This is a genomic window from Nocardia sp. NPDC056952 (assembly GCF_042674185.1).
Taxonomy (GTDB): Bacteria; Actinomycetota; Actinomycetes; order Mycobacteriales; family Mycobacteriaceae; genus Nocardia.
The window spans coordinates 120,783-137,808 of record NZ_JBHURA010000009.1 but is presented as its reverse complement, the minus strand read 5'-3'; the positions used below and the strand labels follow the sequence as shown (position 1 = coordinate 137,808).

The window sequence follows — 17,026 nt, the reverse complement described above, 5'->3', positions numbered from 1 at the left end:
AACGTATGACGATTCACCAGCACGACATCGAATACCGCGAGCTCGATCCCGACGCCGCGACGGCGCTCCGATCGCTCGCGACAGATATTCGCCACCGATTAGGTGACGCACCACACACCACGACCCTGCACGATCCCGCGTTGATCGCCCGGATCACCGAGCGCGTCGACGACCTGCCCGACAGCATGCGCCACGCCGTTCGACCGCCCGCCACCGCCGCGGGCGCGACCGTGGTGCGCGGGTTGCCCGTCGACGATGCCGATTTCGGTCCCACCCCGGCGCACTGGCAGGCCGCGGCCGAGCACGCGCATCCCGGCTCGCTCGAACTCGACATCGTGATGTTGCTGCTCGGGCGTTGTGCCGGTGAGCCGTTCGGCTGGCAGGGCCAGCAGAACGGCAGGCTGGTCAACAACATCGTGCCCGCCGCGGGCCACGAGGACGAACAGTCGGGCGCGAGCAGTTCCACCCTGCTCAGCCCGCACACCGAGGATGCCTTCCACCATCAGCGCGCGAACCTGCTCATGCTGGCCTGCCTGCGCAACCCCGACCGGGTCGCCACCACGGTCTCCTCGGTGCGCGAAGTGCGCCTGTCCGACGAGGACCTGCGGACCCTCACCGCCCCCACGCTGCCGATCCTGCCCGATGTCTCCTACGGCACCGGTTTCGATCAGCTCGCACCGTTGCCCACACTGTGGCTCGACGAAAATGGCGCTGTCACAGCACGTTACGATCCCGCCTACACCCCGATCGACGATGCGGACGCGGTCTTCCGCGCCGCCTACGCCAGGCTCACCGCCGAACTCGCCAGGGTCAGTCACGCCCCCGCGCTGGCGCCCGGCGAGCTCCTGCTGGTGGACAACGATGTGGCCGTGCACGGGCGCGTTCCGTTCCGCGCGCGCTACGACGGCACCGACCGCTGGCTCAAACGCATCAATATCCGGCTGCCCGAACGCCGTCGGCGCGCGCAGGAGTCGTCCGAGAATGGGTATGGCCAACGAGTGGTCGCGCCGTTCCGGGCGACCGCTGATCGGACAGCAGAGCGGGGCATTGCAGATGAACGAGGATCCGTTGAACAACCGTGACCGCGGGATCGGGCTGCGCGTCCTCTCCCGCAGCGACCTGGCCGACGTGCCGATCAGCCCCGCCGAAGTGGTGCGCGCCGTCGAGGAGGCCTATCTCGCCTTCGCGGCGGGCGAATCCGACAATCCACGCAAGCTGAGCGTCGCCGACCCCGGCGGCTCGTCGGTGTCCTACGCCATGCTGGGCCGCGACGGGCGCCGGCGCGTGGTGGCCATGAAGACCTCCTACAAATTCGATCCCGGTCACGACCGCAGCACCAAGCGGTACTACACGACCATCACGCTCTACGACGACACGACCGGCGCCCCCATCGCGATGATGGACTGCGCGCGGGTCGGCGCGTTGCGTACGCCCGCCGTGTCGGCACTGCTGGTGCGCGAGACGGTGCGGCGCGGGGCGGAGAGCGTGCTGCTCATCGGCACCGGTACCCAGGGACGTAATGCGTTGCCGCACCTACTCGCCGCGAACCCGCAGTTACGCAAGCTGATGGTGTACGGCACCCATCCCGAGGGATTGGCCGCCGTGCACTCGCACCTGGCCGACGCGGCGCCGCACGCGCTGCTCGATGTGGTCGACGACCCGTACGCGGCGGCGGCGTCCGCCGATGTGGTGCTGGCTACGGCCGGCCCCGGCACCGAGGTCGCCCTGGAATCCTCGCATCTGGCACCGGGTTCGGTGGCGGTGCTGGTGGGCTACGGTCTGGCACCGTCGACGCTGGTCGAGGCCGATCGGGTCGTCGCCACCAGCGCGGCGCAGATGGCACTGACGGGCACCGACATGGCCGGACCCGACGGAACGCTGCGTTCGGTGGATGCCGAACTGCCGCAGGTGCTCACCCGCAGCGCGGTGGCCCGCCGGACCGAGGACGAGAAGATCTTCGTCTACAACAGCGGACTGGTGCTCACCGATATCGCGGTCGCGCACGCACTGGCCGCCAGGGCGATCGCCGAAGGACGTGGCACGGAGGTGCCGTTGTGGGACTGACGGGTGCACAGCCCGGGGTCACCGGGGACAGCACCCCACCGGCCGCGCCGCGATCCGACGCGCGGGTGCCGCCGAGCCCGCCGCACATCGAGGACCGCGTCGTCGACCCGGCACTATCGGCAACCACCGACCGGCCGACGCACTGCGCACCACCGATGCCCGCTCACACCGACGTGGCGCAACAGCGGCTACTCGCCGATCCCTGCCTGCTCCGCGATATCGCCGACGCGGTCGGTGGACCGTTTCATGTGCTGTTCCCCGAACGGGTCGCGGTGAATATCAGGGCGTTTCAGTCGGCCTTCACCGAGGCGGGCGTCGACGGGTTCGTCTACTTCGGGAAGAAGGCGAACAAGGCGGCGTGCGTGGCTCGTGCGTGCGCGGAGAGCGGGGCGGGGATCGACGTCGCCGGCACCGGCGAACTCGTCGCGGCGTTGGGGCAGGGGGTGCGCGGCGAGGACCTGATGGTCACCGGGCCCGCGAAGTCCGACGAGCTGCTGTGGCTGGCGGCCCGGCACGGGTCGTTGATCGCGATCGACGCGCTCGACGAACTCGACCGGCTCGCCGCGCTCGAACTGCCGGTGCGGGTGTTGCTCCGGGTACTGCCGGAAGGCTCGACCAGCCGGTTCGGGCTCGACCCGATGGAGCTCGAACAAGCGATCCAGGCCATCGTCGAACCGATCATGCTGTCGGGCTTCAGTTTCCACCTGTCCGGCTACGACGCTGTCGCCCGCTCCGAACAGGCGGCCACGCTGGTCGGGCACTGCAGGCGCGCACGAGCCGACGGCCATCGCGCGGACACGATCTCGATCGGTGGCGGGTTCGGGGTCGACTACCTCGATGCCTCGACATGGACCGAGTTCCAGAACACCCTCAGCGACAAGTGGTTCCACACGAATCCGCCCGGCGACTACTACCCCTATCACTTCGCGGCCCCCGGCGCGGCGATGCTCGATGCCGTGCTCTCCCACAACGACCTCGCCGGGCTGTTGCGCGACAACGGAATACGACTCGCGATCGAGCCCGGCCGTGCCCTGCTCGACCAAGCGGGAAGTTCCGTCTTCCGGGTCCAGGGCGTGAAAACCCGAACCGCACAGGGAAACCCGTACGACATCCTCACTGTCGACGGCACCAGTCTCAGCCTGTCCGAACAGTGGTTCGACAGTGAATACCTGCCCGATCCCGTGCTGTGGCCCGAAAGCACCGGCCACCTCACCCCCACCTGCGTCGGCGCCACCACCTGTCTGGAGTCCGACCTGCTGAGCAGACGGCGCATCCCGCTGCCCCGTCGCGCACGAACCGGCGACCTGCTCGTCTACCCGAACACCGCCGGGTATCAGATGGACTCCAACGAGTCCCCGTTCCACGAACTCCCGCTCCCGCCGAAGGTGGTGCTGCGCGCAGGCGCGGACCGACTGCGCTGGAGTCTGGACAGCACTGCCCGCTGATCCACCCGAGCTCTCAATCCGATGGAGGAACACCCCATGGCTCTCGTCACGCGCGTGACGGACCTGATCGGCCGCACCCCCCTGTTCGAACTCGCCGTCACCGACACCGGCACGCGGCTGCTGCTCAAGCTCGAGCAGTTCAATCCGACCGGCGCCGCCAAGATCAGAATGGCCCGTTCGATGGTGCTCGACGCGGAGCGGCGAGGTTTGCTGCGCGATGGCGGGCATATCATCGAGTCGACGTCCGGCAACACCGGACTCGGCTTGGCGGTGGTCGCGGCCGAACGTGGCTATCGATTCACCGCCGTGGTCGACAACCACGCCTGTAAGGACAAGTTGCGCGCGATGCGAGCCATGGGCACCGACCTGGTGTTCGTCGCCGACGACGGTGACGACGAGCTGGCCACCTCGGCACGGGAAGACCTCGCCGAGGCCATGGCGGCCGCCCGGGACGACGCGTACTTCACCGAACAGCACAACAACGACGCCAACGCCGTCGGCTACTACGCCGTCGCCGAGGAATTGCTGGCTGAGGTCGAGCGGGTCGACATCCTGCTCTCCGCGGTCGGCACCGGCGGCTCCCTGTTCGGTACCGCCACCCGGCTGCGCGACCTCGGCCTGCCCGCCCGGGTGATCGGGATCGAGCCGGTCGGGTCCATCGCCTTCGGCGGCGAGGGCGGACCGTACTGGCAGTCGGGCACCGGCACCCCACCCGGCGCGACCATCGGCACCGCCGTCGACTACGCCCTGCTCGACGAGGGCGTGAAGGTGAGCGACGTCGACGCCTTCGCCACCACCCGCGCGGTCGCCAGGACACACGGTCTGTTGATCGGTGGTTCGGCAGGCGGTTCGGTGCACAATGCCTTGGCGCGGCTCGAGGAGTTCCCGGCCGGGTCCACCGTGGTGACCATCGTGTGTGATGGTGGCGAGAAATATCTCGACACCGTGTTCGACGACGACTGGATGAGCGCCCGCGACCTGCTCGATCCCGCCGCCGAAGCGGAAGTGACCACGCTGCTGCGCCGCTATTCACCGCTGCGGCGCCAGGACGAATTGATGGAGGTCAGGTGAGCGCGATCGCGCGCGAGACGAACCACGGAGCGGGCGGGTGAACGGCACGGCGACCGATAGCAGCGCGCTGGCCAGGCTGGCGACGCCGATCGCGCTCACCCAACTGGCGCAGATCGCGGTCTCGACGACCAATCTCGCGCTGATGGGCACGCTCGGTGTGCGCGAGGTCGCCGCGGGCGGGCTGGCGCTGGTGCTGTTCAACCAGATCCGCACGATGTGCGTCGGGCTGATCACCGGCACCGGCAATCAGATCGCGGGCGCGCTCGGCGCGGCCGGGAAGCGCGGCGGTTCGGCCGACGACGAAGTGCGCGCGGTGGTCCGGGCGGCGTTCGTCATCGCGACGATCGCCGGGCTGCTCGGCGGCGCGCTGCTGATCGGGCTCGGGTGGGTACTGCCGTGGCTCGGCCAGGATGCGGGCGTGCTCGACGCGGCACGGCCGATGATGATCGCCCTCGCGCCAGGGTTACTGCCGTGCCTGTGGTTCCAGGTGCTGCGCCAGTACACCGTCGGCATGCAGCGGCCCCAGGCGTTGCTGCTGGTCACGCTCGGTTCGGTGGCCTTGAATCTGGTGCTGGCGCTGGCCTTCATCCACGGTTGGGCCGGTATTCCGGCGATGGGCCTGACCGGTGTCGGCATCGCGACCTCGCTGGTCTTCCTGATCACCTTCGGGGTGTTCTGGGCGATGGTGCGCCGCGACGAGCAACTCGGCCGCACACTGCCCTCGACGCCGTGGCCGGTGCGCTGGGCGACCGTGCGCGAGGAGCTGCGCCTCGGCACGCCGATCGCGCTCACCTACGGTTCGGAAGCGGGCATGTTCTCGGTGCTCGCGCTGGTGATGGGCAGTTTCGGGCCCGCCGCGCTGGCCGCGCACAACGTGGTCTACCAGATCATCTACATCGTGTTCCAGATGGCGATCGGGCTGTCGCACGGAGCGTCGATCCTGGTGAGCGATGCGGTCGCGCGCGATGAGTTCGGCCACGCGCGGGCGCTGGCCTGGCTGGCGCTGCGGATGGCCGCGGTGATCGCGATCGTCACCGGCGCTGTCTACGTGCTCGCCCCGGACATCGTGCTCGCGCCGTTCCTCGATACCACCGACACCGACACCGTCGCCATCGCGCACACCCTGCTGCTCGTCGGCATCGTGCTGCAATTCTTCGACGCCGCCCAGAACATCGGCACCGGGCTCCTGCGCGGGCTGAAGGAGACCTCCGCGGGCTTCCGGCTGTCGCTGATTGGTTACTGGGGCGTGGGGCTGCCCTCGGCGCTCCTGCTCGCGTTCCCGCTGCATCTGGGCGCGGCCGGGGTCTGGTGGGGCTTGACGGCCGGCCTGGCCACCACAGCCGTACTGATGCTGCGCAAGTACTTCGCGCTGCTCGATCAGGCCGGCGTGGTCCCGCCACGACGGGTGCCGGTCACCCAATCACGATGACAGCGAGCACAGCAAAGGCGGGCGACGCACAGTCGCCCGCCTTTGCGGTCGTGTTTCGTCAGAGATTCACGCCGTAGTCGCGGGCGATGCCCGCCAGGCCTGAGGCGTAACCCTGGCCGACAGCGCGGAACTTCCACTCGTTGTTGTGGCGGTAGAGCTCGCCGAACACCATCGCGGTCTCCGTGGACGCGTCCTCGGACAGGTCGTAGCGCGCCAGTTCCACGCCGGTGTTCGCGTCGGTGACGCGGATGTAGGCGTTGCGGATCTGGCCGAACGACTGACCACGGGCCTGGGCGTCGTGGATCGACACCGGGAAGAAGATGTTGGTGATCGTCGGCGGGGTGGCGGCCAGATCGACGTTGATGATCTCGTCGTCGCCGTCGCCCTCACCGGTCAGGTTGTCACCGGTGTGCTCGATGGTGCCTTCCGGCGAACGCAGGTTGTTGTAGAAGACGAAGTGCTGATCCGAGAGCACCTTCAGGTTCGTGCCGGTCGCCAACGCGCTGGCGTCCAAGTCGTGGTCGGCACCGGTGGTGGTACGCACGTCCCAGCCGAGACCGACCGCCACCTTGGTGAGGTTGTCGGTCTGCTTCGACAGCGAGACATTGCCGCCCTTGGCGAGTGTGACGCTCATGAAAACCCTTCTGTCCAGATGGTGTGCCGTAGAGGAACTTACGCTGCGGGCCCGTTGTCGGCCCAGGATCGCAGGGTCTCGACCCGACCCTCGAGCGCCCGCAATTCGGTGTCGTCGAGGACGGTGCGCTGGATGCCACGGTCGACGGCGAACGCGGACTGTCGATGGTCGTCGATCACGTCGACGTCCAGCTGCACCGCGGTGTAATCCTGCGCCGACGGCATCTGCTCGGCGATGACAGTCGCCCGGCCGCGCGCGCACAGCGCCACATTGCCGCCACCCAGAATCAGCAACGCCACCTCCGGCTGTGCCCGCAATCGCGCCAGCGACCCGCGATCGGACTTCAAACTGAGGAGAATCCGCCGGTCACCCGCGCGCACCGGCCACGACACCGGGATCGCGTGCGGCCCCGCATCGGTGGTCACCAGCACCGCGATGGTTTCCTGCGGCCATACCGGCAACACGTCCAGCTCAGGGTGGTCGGTCATCACATCCTGTCCCGCCGGATCTACCTCTGTACCCATCAACCTCACCTCGACGATCGCCGGACCCCTGCCCCGCCGCGGACGGCGAGCTGCTTCGAGTCTAAAGCTGTGTGGCCCTTGCCCGCTGGCGCGCGCACGATTGTCCACAAGATCTCAGCAACGTCTCAGCCGCCGACGCCGTGCGCCGGCACCCGCGAAGCGTCGTTAGCTCAGCGGTAGCCGACACGGTCGGCGAGGGTTGCTCAGCGCGGCCAGAAGATGTGCCAGTCATCCGCGCTGAGCGGCGACCGAGCGCCTCGTTCGGCTTCGGCGGCGTCCTCGGCGGCGCGGATGGCGGTGGCGAAGTCGACGGCCGCTGTGCGGAGCCGTTCCTCGGCCGAATCAGGACCGCCCAGTTCCACCACGCGCAGAGTGTCCGGGACGAGATCGGCGGGCAGACCCGCGTTGGCGCTGCGGGTGCGGATCTTCTCGGCCAGAGCGAGGGCGGGCTGGGCCATGGCGATGCCGTCGAGGCAGGAGCGCCGGGCCTTCTCCGCGGATTTGCGCTCCTCCCACGCCTTTTCCTGCGCCGCGATCTTGGCGGCCACCGAGGTACCCGAGGAGAAATCGGCATCGGTGAGGTAGGGACTGCGATGGACGAGTTTGCCGACCAGGGTCGCTGCCACGTCGTCGACGGTGAACTCGCCCGCGTGTTCGGCGATTCGGGAGTGGAACAGCACCTGCAACAGCAGGTCGCCGAGTTCTTCCTTGATGGTTTCGGCGTCGCCCGCCTGGATTGCGTCGAGGAGTTCGTAGGTCTCCTCGAGGAGATAGGGGCGCAGCGACTCGTGAGTTTGGGTGCGCTCCCAGCCGCCGAAATGCCAGAGGCGATCCATCACCTCGACGGCGTCGGACAGTCCCGCGGCGACGACCGCGGTGTCGGCCTGTTCCTGGGACATCTCCTGGCTCATCGCGCCGCCGCGGCTTCCGTCGGCACCGAAAGATCCACCATCCCCTGGGGTTTACCGTCCAGCACCAGCAGAAGATCGGCGACGAATTGCAGCACTGCCACGTCGCGCACCCGGTCGGCGCCGACACTGTCGGTGATCCGGGGCAGCGGCAAGGTGATCAGCCCGCTCGCCGGGCGATAGTTGGCCGCGGGGTAGATGCGCTTGAGCCGAAGTTGTTTGGAATCAGGAAGATTCAGCGGGGCGATCTTGAGCGACGAGCCGGTGACCACGATCTCGGACACGTCGTACTCGCGCGCGAGCAGGCGCAGCTTGGCCACCGCCACCAGTCGCCCGACCTCCACCGGCAGCGGGCCGTAGCGGTCGACGAGCTCCTCGACGACTGCGGCCAGGGCCGAATCGTCCTGGGCGGAGGCGAGTTTGCGGTAGCCCTCGAGCCGCAGCCGGTCGCTGGCGATGTAGTCGGGCGGGATGTGCGCGTCGACGGGCAGATCGATGCGCACCTCCTTGTTCTCCTCGGTGACGATCGGCTTGCCGTCGGCGGCCGCGCGGTAGGCCTCCACGGCCTCGCCGACCAGTCGCACATACAGGTCGAAGCCGACGCCGGCGACGTGACCGGACTGTTCGGCGCCGAGCACGTTGCCCGCGCCACGGATCTCGAGGTCCTTCATCGCCACAGCCATACCCGCGCCGAGATCGGAGTTCTGCGCGATGGTGGCCAGGCGGTCGTAGGCGGTCTCGGTGAGCGGTTTCTCCGGCGGATACAGGAAGTACGCGTAGCCGCGCTCACGGGAACGACCGACGCGGCCACGCAACTGGTGCAACTGCGAAAGTCCGAGGGAATCGGCACGTTCCACGATCAGCGTGTTCGCGTTGGAGATGTCGAGGCCGGTCTCGATGATCGTGGTACACACGAGCACGTCGTACTCGCGTTCCCAGAATCCCTGCACGGTCTTCTCGAGCTGGTCCTCGTTCATCTGGCCGTGCGCGACGACGACACGCGCCTCGGGCACCAGATCGCGAATCTTCTTGGCGGCCTTGTCGATCGAGGACACCCGGTTGTGCACGTAGAACACCTGACCGTCGCGCATCAGCTCGCGGCGGATGGCGGCGGTGACCTGCTTGTCGTTGTAGGCGCCCACATAGGTGAGCACCGGATGACGTTCCTCGGGCGGGGTGAGGATGGTCGACATCTCGCGGATACCGGCCAGGCTCATCTCCAGGGTGCGCGGGATCGGAGTGGCCGACATGGTGAGCACGTCGACGTGGGTGCGCAGCGCCTTGATGTGTTCCTTGTGCTCCACACCGAAGCGCTGTTCCTCGTCGACCACCACCAGGCCGAGGTCCTTCCAGCGCACGCCGGTCTGCAACAGCCGGTGGGTGCCGACCACGATGTCGACCGAGCCGTCGGCCAGACCGGCCAGGATCTCCTTGGAGTCCGAGGCATCGGTGAACCGGGACAGCCCCTTCACCGTCACCGGGAAGCCCGCGACACGTTCGGTGAAGGTCTGCAGATGCTGCTGGGCGAGCAGCGTGGTGGGCACCAGCACGGCGACCTGCTTGCCGTCCTGCACCGCCTTGAACGCGGCGCGCACGGCGATCTCGGTCTTGCCGTAGCCCACGTCGCCGCAGACCACGCGGTCCATCGGCACCGCCTTCTCCATGTCCGACTTCACGTCGGTGATGGCGGTCATCTGGTCGACGGTCTCGGTGAACGCGAACGCGTCCTCCATCTCCTGCTGCCACGGGGTGTCCGGGGCGAAGGCGTGGCCCGGCGCGGCCTGGCGCGCGGCGTAGAGCTGCACGAGCTCGCCCGCGATCTCGCGAACGGCCTTGCGCGCCTTGCGTTTCGTGTTCGCCCAGTCGGAGCCGCCGAGCTTGGACAGGCTCGGCAGTTCGCCACCGACGTAGCGGGAGAGCTGGTCCAGCGATTCCATCGGCACGAACAGACGGTCGCCGGGCTGGCCGCGCTTGCTCGGCGCGTATTCGATCACCAGGTACTCGCGGCGCGCGCCGCCGATGGTGCGCTCGATCATCTCGACGAACCGGCCGATGCCGTGCTGGTCGTGCACCACCATGTCGCCCGAGGTGAGGGCGAGCGGGTCGACCTGGTTGCGGCGCTTGGCGGGCAGCCGCTTGCCCTCGGTGGGCGCGGTGACCCGGTTGCCGGTGAGATCGGACTCGGCGACGACCACCAGCCCGGCATCGTCGAAGATCAGCCCGTCGTGCAGTGAACCACACAGCACCCCGACCACTCCCGGCTCCGGCACCCCTCCGGCGGGCAGCAACGCGGCGGGCACTTCGGCCTCGCCGAGCCGTTCCAGCACACGCTGCGCCGTACCGTGACCGGTGACCACGACGACCGCGCGGCCACCGGTGGCGACGTGCGCGCGCAGCGACGCGAAGATGGTGGCGACCAGTTCCTCGGACCCGCGGGCGGTGGGCCCGGCGGCCAACGGCAGGTTCACCTCGATCGGGTCGCCGGAGCTGAGCGGGCTCAGCGTCCACCACGGCAGGCCGAGTTCGTCTGCGCTGGTGTGCAATTCGGGCAGGCTGCGGTAGCCGGAGGCCGCCAGGTCGAGGCCGTTGGCGCCCAGCGGCGCGTCGCTGCCGAACGAGGCGGCGGTCCATGAGGCTTCGAGGAACTCCTCGCCGGTGCGCACGAGATCGGCTGCGCGGGTGCGGATCTTCTCCGGATCGCACAGCAGCAACTGGGTGCCCCCGGGCAGCGCCTCGGTGAGCAGGCTGAGCTTGCCCGGCGCGAGGACCGGCAGCAGGGCCTCCATGCCGTCGACGGGGATGCCCTCGGCGATCTTGTTCAGCATCTCGACCAGGGAGGCGTCGGCCTCGTTGTCGGCGGCGACCGCGGTGGCGCGCTCGCGCACCGGCGTGGTGAGCAGCAACTCGCGACACGGCGGCGCGACCACCGTCTCGACGGTGCTCTCGGTGAGCGAACGCTGATCGGCGACCGAGAACGGGCGGATCTCGGTGACCTCGTCGCCCCAGAACTCCACGCGCACCGGATGATCCGCCGTCGGCGCGAACAGATCGAGGATGCCGCCACGCACCGCGAACTCGCCGCGCTTGCCGACCATGTCGACGCGGGTGTACGCGAATTCCACCAGGCGAGCGAGCAATTCGTCGAAATCGTGTTCACCGCCGACACGCAGCACCACCGGCTCGATATCGCCGAGCCCGGCCGTCATCGGCTGCATCAGCGAACGCACCGTGGTGACCACGACCCGCAGCGGTTCGGGGTAGACGGGGTCTTCGGGATGGGCCAGCCTGCGTAGTACCTCGAGCCTGCGCCCGACCGTGTCGGGGCCGGGCGAGAGCCGTTCGTGCGGCAGGGTCTCCCAGGACGGGAACATGGCGACCGACGGGCCGAGCATCTCGGTGAGTTCCACGGTCAGATCGTCGGCCTCGCGACCGGTCGCGGTCACCACCACCAGCGGACGCTGATCGGCGATCGTCGCGGCGACGAACGGCCGCACGGCCGATGGTGCGACCAATTCCACCCCGGATTTGCCGACCAGGTCGGTGACCATCCGCAGCGCGGCGTCACCCGCGACCACTTCGGCCAGACCGGCGAGCGGAGGACGAAGGGAGGACATTGTTCGCTCCTGAATACGCAGACGGGATAGGCGAGGCAGCCCGTCTCGAAGTCTAGATGAGTGATTCCCGGGGGTCGGCCCGCGGCTGACCCCGGCGAAACAATCCGAGGTCCGGCAGACAGTCGAGCAGCGTGTCGAAGACGGGGCTCGGCCGGGGGCCTGCTGTTCGCCGACAGGCTCGGCACCGTGGATGCCGCGACACGCGTAGGGTCGAGGCGTGAGTCTGGCTCGACGTGAACGCCACGCCCTCGTGGAAACGATGACCGAGGCCGGCCCTGCCGCGCCGACCCTGTGCGGCACCTGGACGGTGCACGACCTCGCGGCCCACCTGGTGGTCCGCGAACGCAGGCCCGACGCGTCGGTGGGCATCGTCTTCCGGCCGATGGCCGGCTACCTGGAAGCCAAGCAGGCGCAGATCGCGCAGCGGCCGTTCGCCGAGCTGCTCGAGCTGGTCCGCACCGGGCCGCCGTGGTGGTCGCCGTTGCGCCCGGTCGACGCGGTGGCCAATCTCAGCGAGATGTTCGTCCACCACGAAGACGTGCGCAGGTCCGAACCGGGCTGGGAGCCAAGGCAGTTGGCGGCGCGCGACGAGGACCGCCTGTGGACCGCACTGCGCGCCGTCGCCCGCGCGGCCTACCGCAAGTCACCGGTTCCGGTCGTCCTCGCGACGCCGCAGGGAGCCCGGATCACGGCGCACCGTGGCGACGGCACCGAAGTGGTGCTCACCGGCACGCCGTCGGAGCTGCTCCTGCACGCCTTCGGCCGCGACGAAGTCCGGATCACCCCGACCGGACCCGAGGCCGACGTGCGGACGGTGCTCGCCACCGACCGCAGCGTGTGAACTAGACGACGTAGCGGCGCAGCCTGCGCGCCGCGAACTCCCGGAAGTACGACAGCTTCTCCGGCGGCACCAGCGAGGGCAGCAGGAAGTACCAGGCCCGCTCCATCCGCGCCGCCATCTGCTCCATCGACTCGGTGCCGACCGCGACGATGTGCACGCCCGCGGTGAGCTCCTGGAGCAGCACACCGACCACCTCGGGATCGAGGTCGGCGATCAGGTCGCCCTGGGCGATGGCCCGCTCCGACAGCAACCGGTAGGTCTCGCCCCAGGTCTTGGCGATGTTGTCGCCCTGCGCGCCGCGATAGTCACCGATCTGATGGGTGAGCTTGAGCATCGCGCCCACCATCGGATCGTTCATCGACAGATCGGCCACCACATAGGTGATCCCGACGGCCGCCTCCAGCGCGGGCACCCGGGAATCGAAGAAACCCTGACAGGATCCGGTCAGGCGCTCGTTGCCCTGATCGACCACCGCCCTGGCCAGCTCCTCCTTGGAGCCGAAGTGAAAGTACAAGGCGCCCTTGGTCACATTGGACTGCGCGATGATTTCGCTGAGGCTCGCGTTGGCGTAGCCCAAACGGAGAAAGACATCGGCAGCGCCAGCAAGGACGGAGTCGCGGGTGATCTCCGCGCGTGCTTGCCTAGCCATCAGATCCGCCTGTCATCCAATAATCCAGCCATCCTGAAGTAGACCGACATCCCGAAATTTGCTCGACATACCGCCCGGCAGCACCCAAAAGGATGGGTGAACCGTACCACCAGGCGGCAAAGTGGCAGCCGAATCATGGATTCGGTCCACGCTGCTTGCGCTAACGTCCGGTTACCCCACCGCTGGTCGGCGCAGTCCCCGTATTCCATTCGGAGCTGAGCCCCGGTTCGGCTTCCAAATGACTCAAACCGTTCCAACACAGGTTGACCAGGTGCGCCGCGACCACCTCTTTGGGTGGGGTGCGCTCGTCGAGCCACCACGTGGCGGTGGTCGAGACCATGCCGACCAGAGCCTGGGCGTAGAGCGGGGCGAGGCTGGTATCGAGATCGCGACGGCCGAAATCACCGGCGAGCAGATGGGCCACCTGGTTCACGGCCTCGTTGAGCAGGCTCGAGTAGCGCCCGTCGGAGTTGGCGGCGGGCTGGTCGCGGACCAGGATCCGAAAACCGTCGGTCCGCTCCTCGATATAGGTGAGCAAGGCCAGCGCCACCTGCTCTAATCGCACCCGCGATCGATTGCGGGTGAGTGAGGAGGTGACCATCTCCAGCAGCATCGACATCTCGCGATCGACGACCACCGCGTACAGGCCCTCCTTGCCACCGAAATGCTCGTAGACCACCGGCTTCGACACCTGCGCCCGCTGCGCGATCTCCTCGATCGATGTCGCGTCGTACCCCCGCTCCGCGAACAATGCGCGGCCGATCTCGATCAACTGCTGCCTGCGCTGCGTACCCGTCATCCTGGGCCTGGTGGCCCGCCCCGGCTCACTGGACGACATGCGTGCCCCCGCCTCTCCGCGTTTCGACTCACGAGAAATCAGTACGTGCGTTCCAGAAGGCTAACAACGGCGTCCGAGCACGGACGCGACAGGCGTACACAAGATTCGCCCGAGGGCGGGATCGTGTGCGAGGATCACTGGCGTGCCGTAGCACAGTGGTGGGCTCCGAGAGCCCACTGGTGTGGCGATCCGCCGTAGTGTAATGGCAGCACCTCTGATTTTGGTTCAGATAGTTCAGGTTCGAGTCCTGGCGGCGGAGCACACGGACACACAGTGACGTATCGTCGGCCCGCACCATCTACCGACCGAACCCGCCACAGCACTCGCTGACAGGCAGCCGAGGGAGATCCATGCCACCGCAGACCGCCGTCGTCGTTCTCGCAGCAGGTGCTGGGACGCGAATGCGGTCGAAGACTCCGAAAGTGCTGCACCCGTTAGCAGGCCGGTCGATGCTCTCGCACGCGCTGCACGCCGCCGTCGAGATCGATCCGACCCACCTGATCACCGTTGTCGGGCACGACCGGGAGAAGGTCGGAGCCGCCGTCGCGGACGTGGGTAAGGAACTCGGCCGCGAGATCGTGTGCGCGGTGCAGGAGCAGCAGCTCGGAACCGGACACGCGGTGCAGTGCGCACTGGGTTCGATCCCCACGGACTTCGACGGCGACCTTCTCGTCACTTCGGCCGATGTGCCGCTGCTCGACGGGCACACTCTGTCCGCGCTGCTCGACGAGCACCGCAGCTACGCCGAACGGCCCGCCGTGACGGTGCTGACCTTCGTGCCCGACGACGCCAACGGTTACGGCCGGATCGTGCGCGACGACGACGGTCAGGTCGCCGAGATCGTGGAGCACGCCGACGCCACCCCGGAACAGGCCAAGATCAAAGAGGTCAACTCCGGCGTCTACGCGTTCGACGCGTCCGTGCTGCGCACGATGATCGGGCGGCTGTCCACCGCCAACGCCCAGCACGAGCTCTACCTCACCGATGTGCTGCGGCTGGCCCGCGAAGCCGGTCATCCGGTACACGGCGCGCGGCTGATCGACTCCAACAAGGTCACCGGCGTGAACGACCGGGTGCAGTTGTCGCAGGCCGGCGCCACCCTCAATCGCTACATTCTCGAACGGCACATGCGCGCGGGCGTCACCATCATCGACCCGGCGACCACCTGGATCGACGCGAGTGTGCGGATCGGGCGCGACGCCGTGCTGCGGCCCGGCACCCAGCTCTTCGGCAGCACCGAGATCGGCGAGGACGCCGAGATCGGGCCCGACACCACGCTCACCGACGTGCTCGTCGGAGTCGGCGCGAGTGTGATCCGAACGCACGGGACGCACGCTCAGATCGGCGACGGCGCGTCCATCGGCCCGTTCAGCTACCTCCGCCCCGGCACCGTCGTGGGCGAGGAAGGCAAACTCGGCGCGTTCGTCGAGACCAAGAACGCCTCGATCGGCGCGCACTCGAAGGTGCCCCACCTCACCTACGTCGGCGACGCGACGATCGGCGAGTACAGCAACATCGGCGCTTCCAGCGTTTTTGTGAACTATGACGGAGTGAACAAGCACCACACCGTGGTTGGTTCCCATGTGCGAACAGGTAGCGACACCATGTTCATCGCGCCGGTCACCGTGGGTGACGGAGCCTATACGGGTGCGGGTACTGTACTGCGCAGAAGCGTTCCACCGGGTGCACTTGCTGTGTCGGGTGGGCCACAGCGCACTTTTGAAAACTGGGTGCAGCGCTACCGTCCAGGAACCGCTGCGGCGCGCGCGGCGGCGGAAGCCATCGCGGCAGACGAGACGTCTTCGAAGACAATCGAGCAAAAGGATGGCAACCAGCAGTGACCGCGTTCTCGATCGACAACCAGAAGAACTTGATGCTCTTCGCCGGCCGGTCACATCCTGAGCTGGCCGAGCAGGTCGCCAAGGAACTCGACGTCGACATCACCCCGCAGACCGCGCGTGACTTCGCCAACGGTGAGATCTTCGTCCGGTTCGAGGAGTCGGTCCGCGGTTCCGATGCCTTCGTGCTGCAGAGCTTCCCCGCGCCGCTCAACCAGTGGCTGATGGAACAGCTCATCATGATCGACGCGCTCAAGCGCGGTTCGGCCAAGCGGATCACCGCGGTGCTGCCGTTCTACCCGTACGCGCGCCAGGACAAGAAGCACCGCGGCCGCGAGCCGATCTCGGCCCGCCTCGTCGCCGACCTGCTCAAGACCGCCGGTGCCGACCGCATCATCAGCGTCGACCTGCACACCGACCAGATCCAGGGCTTCTTCGACGGCCCCGTCGATCACATGCACGCGCTGGTGCAGCTGTCGGATTACATCCGCACCAACTACCCGTCGGACAACCTCGCGGTCGTCTCCCCCGACGCGGGCCGCGTGAAGGTCGCCGAGAAGTGGGCCGACGCGCTCGGTGGCACGCCGCTGGCGTTCATCCACAAGACCCGCGACCCGCTGGTGCCCAACCAGGTGAAGTCCAACCGCGTCGTCGGTGACGTCGAAGGCCGCACCTGCGTGCTGATCGACGACATGATCGACACCGGTGGCACCATCGCCGGCGCGGTGAAGGTCCTCAAGGAAGCCGGCGCGGGCGACGTGATCATCGCGGCCACCCACGGTGTGCTCAGCGATCCGGCCGCCGAGCGCCTCGCCAACTGTGGCGCCAGGGAAGTCGTCATCACCAACACGCTGCCGATCAGCGAGGACAAGAAGTTCCCGACGCTGACCGTGCTGTCGATCGCGCCGCTGCTGGCCCGCACCATCCGCGAGGTCTTCGAGAACGGCTCGGTCACGGGCCTGTTCAACGGCAACGCTTGAGCTGTTTCGCCTCTCCGTGACTTTTGGCCAGACTGAGGCGCGGGGTGGGTTGGGGACGCGGCAAGCCTTCAGAGGTTGAGGGTTAGCTCGTGCCCGGTGAGTTACCCATGTTCTCTCGAGACCAGTCGGTGCGTTTGTCCTCGGACAATGGCGCACCGGCTGGTCTTTGGTGCATGGTGGTCCTGTCGTAG

The 17,026-nt window shown here is 68.0% G+C and carries 14 protein-coding genes and 1 tRNA gene; 9 read left to right on the top strand and 6 right to left on the bottom strand.

Features of this window, described 5'->3' with window-relative positions; all coding sequences use genetic code 11:
• Window positions 1-5: 5 nt before the first annotated feature.
• The 5 genes from ACFTS5_RS26830 to ACFTS5_RS26810 are packed head-to-tail and all read left to right on the top strand — an operon-like array spanning window position 6 to window position 6,009.
• Window positions 6-1,082: a TauD/TfdA family dioxygenase gene (locus ACFTS5_RS26830; protein WP_378636095.1), complete on the top strand. Its 1,077-nt coding sequence runs from the start codon at window positions 6-8 to the stop codon at window positions 1,080-1,082.
• Window positions 1,054-2,064, top strand: coding sequence for an ornithine cyclodeaminase family protein (locus tag ACFTS5_RS26825; protein WP_378636093.1), 1,011 nt, complete (start codon window positions 1,054-1,056; stop codon window positions 2,062-2,064). Before ACFTS5_RS26830 ends, ACFTS5_RS26825 begins: the two co-directional genes overlap by 29 nt.
• Window positions 2,055-3,509 carry a Y4yA family PLP-dependent enzyme gene (locus ACFTS5_RS26820; protein WP_378636090.1) on the top strand — a complete coding sequence of 485 codons (1,455 nt, stop codon included), beginning with the start codon at window positions 2,055-2,057 and terminating at the stop codon, window positions 3,507-3,509. The genes ACFTS5_RS26825 and ACFTS5_RS26820 overlap by 10 nt, the downstream gene beginning before the upstream one ends.
• Window positions 3,510-3,545: 36 nt before the next feature.
• Window positions 3,546-4,580 carry a PLP-dependent cysteine synthase family protein gene (locus ACFTS5_RS26815; protein ID WP_378636088.1) on the top strand — a complete coding sequence of 345 codons (1,035 nt, stop codon included), beginning with the start codon at window positions 3,546-3,548 and terminating at the stop codon, window positions 4,578-4,580.
• A gap of 37 nt (window positions 4,581-4,617) precedes the next feature.
• Complete coding sequence (locus ACFTS5_RS26810; RefSeq protein WP_378636085.1) at window positions 4,618-6,009, top strand: MATE family efflux transporter; 1,392 nt, start codon at window positions 4,618-4,620, stop codon at window positions 6,007-6,009.
• Between the two features lie 58 nt (window positions 6,010-6,067).
• Here the strand turns inward: ACFTS5_RS26810 and ACFTS5_RS26805 are convergent, their stop codons facing one another.
• From ACFTS5_RS26805 to mfd, 4 genes are all read right to left on the bottom strand, one after another.
• Window positions 6,068-6,643, bottom strand: coding sequence for a TerD family protein (locus ACFTS5_RS26805; RefSeq protein ID WP_378636082.1), 576 nt, complete (start codon window positions 6,641-6,643; stop codon window positions 6,068-6,070).
• Between the two features lie 38 nt (window positions 6,644-6,681).
• Window positions 6,682-7,167, bottom strand: a complete 486-nt coding sequence (locus ACFTS5_RS26800) for a hypothetical protein (RefSeq protein ID WP_378636080.1) — start codon at window positions 7,165-7,167, stop codon at window positions 6,682-6,684.
• A gap of 203 nt (window positions 7,168-7,370) precedes the next feature.
• Complete coding sequence (locus tag ACFTS5_RS26795) at window positions 7,371-8,066, bottom strand: MazG family protein (protein WP_378636077.1); 696 nt, start codon at window positions 8,064-8,066, stop codon at window positions 7,371-7,373.
• A gap of 8 nt (window positions 8,067-8,074) precedes the next feature.
• On the bottom strand, window positions 8,075-11,689 hold the full coding sequence (mfd, locus tag ACFTS5_RS26790) for a transcription-repair coupling factor (protein WP_378636075.1): 3,615 nt from the start codon (window positions 11,687-11,689) through the stop codon (window positions 8,075-8,077).
• Between the two features lie 217 nt (window positions 11,690-11,906).
• Here mfd and ACFTS5_RS26785 point away from each other — a divergent pair, with 217 nt between their 5' ends.
• Window positions 11,907-12,530, top strand: a complete 624-nt coding sequence (locus tag ACFTS5_RS26785) for a TIGR03085 family metal-binding protein (protein ID WP_378636071.1) — start codon at window positions 11,907-11,909, stop codon at window positions 12,528-12,530.
• 1 nt (window position 12,531) lies between these two features.
• Here the strand turns inward: ACFTS5_RS26785 and ACFTS5_RS26780 are convergent, their stop codons facing one another.
• Together ACFTS5_RS26780 and ACFTS5_RS26775 are read right to left on the bottom strand one after the other, a co-directional pair.
• The gene (locus ACFTS5_RS26780) at window positions 12,532-13,179 is read right to left on the bottom strand and encodes a TetR/AcrR family transcriptional regulator (RefSeq protein ID WP_358071707.1); all 648 of its coding nucleotides are present in this window, start codon (window positions 13,177-13,179) and stop codon (window positions 12,532-12,534) included.
• Window positions 13,180-13,339: 160 nt separating this feature from the next.
• Window positions 13,340-13,978 (bottom strand): TetR/AcrR family transcriptional regulator, encoded by a 639-nt coding sequence (locus ACFTS5_RS26775; RefSeq protein ID WP_378636068.1) that lies wholly within the window; start codon window positions 13,976-13,978, stop codon window positions 13,340-13,342.
• A gap of 227 nt (window positions 13,979-14,205) precedes the next feature.
• Between ACFTS5_RS26775 and ACFTS5_RS26770 the strand changes: the two genes are divergently transcribed.
• From ACFTS5_RS26770 to ACFTS5_RS26760, 3 genes are all read left to right on the top strand, one after another.
• Window positions 14,206-14,276: transfer RNA gene (locus ACFTS5_RS26770), tRNA-Gln, on the top strand.
• A 91-nt stretch (window positions 14,277-14,367) separates the two neighbouring features.
• Entirely contained in the window at window positions 14,368-15,858 is a 1,491-nt protein-coding gene (glmU, locus tag ACFTS5_RS26765) for a bifunctional UDP-N-acetylglucosamine diphosphorylase/glucosamine-1-phosphate N-acetyltransferase GlmU (protein WP_378636066.1), read from the top strand.
• On the top strand, window positions 15,855-16,835 hold the full coding sequence (locus tag ACFTS5_RS26760) for a ribose-phosphate diphosphokinase (protein ID WP_056813833.1): 981 nt from the start codon (window positions 15,855-15,857) through the stop codon (window positions 16,833-16,835). The genes glmU and ACFTS5_RS26760 overlap by 4 nt, the downstream gene beginning before the upstream one ends.
• Window positions 16,836-17,026: the final 191 nt, after the last annotated feature.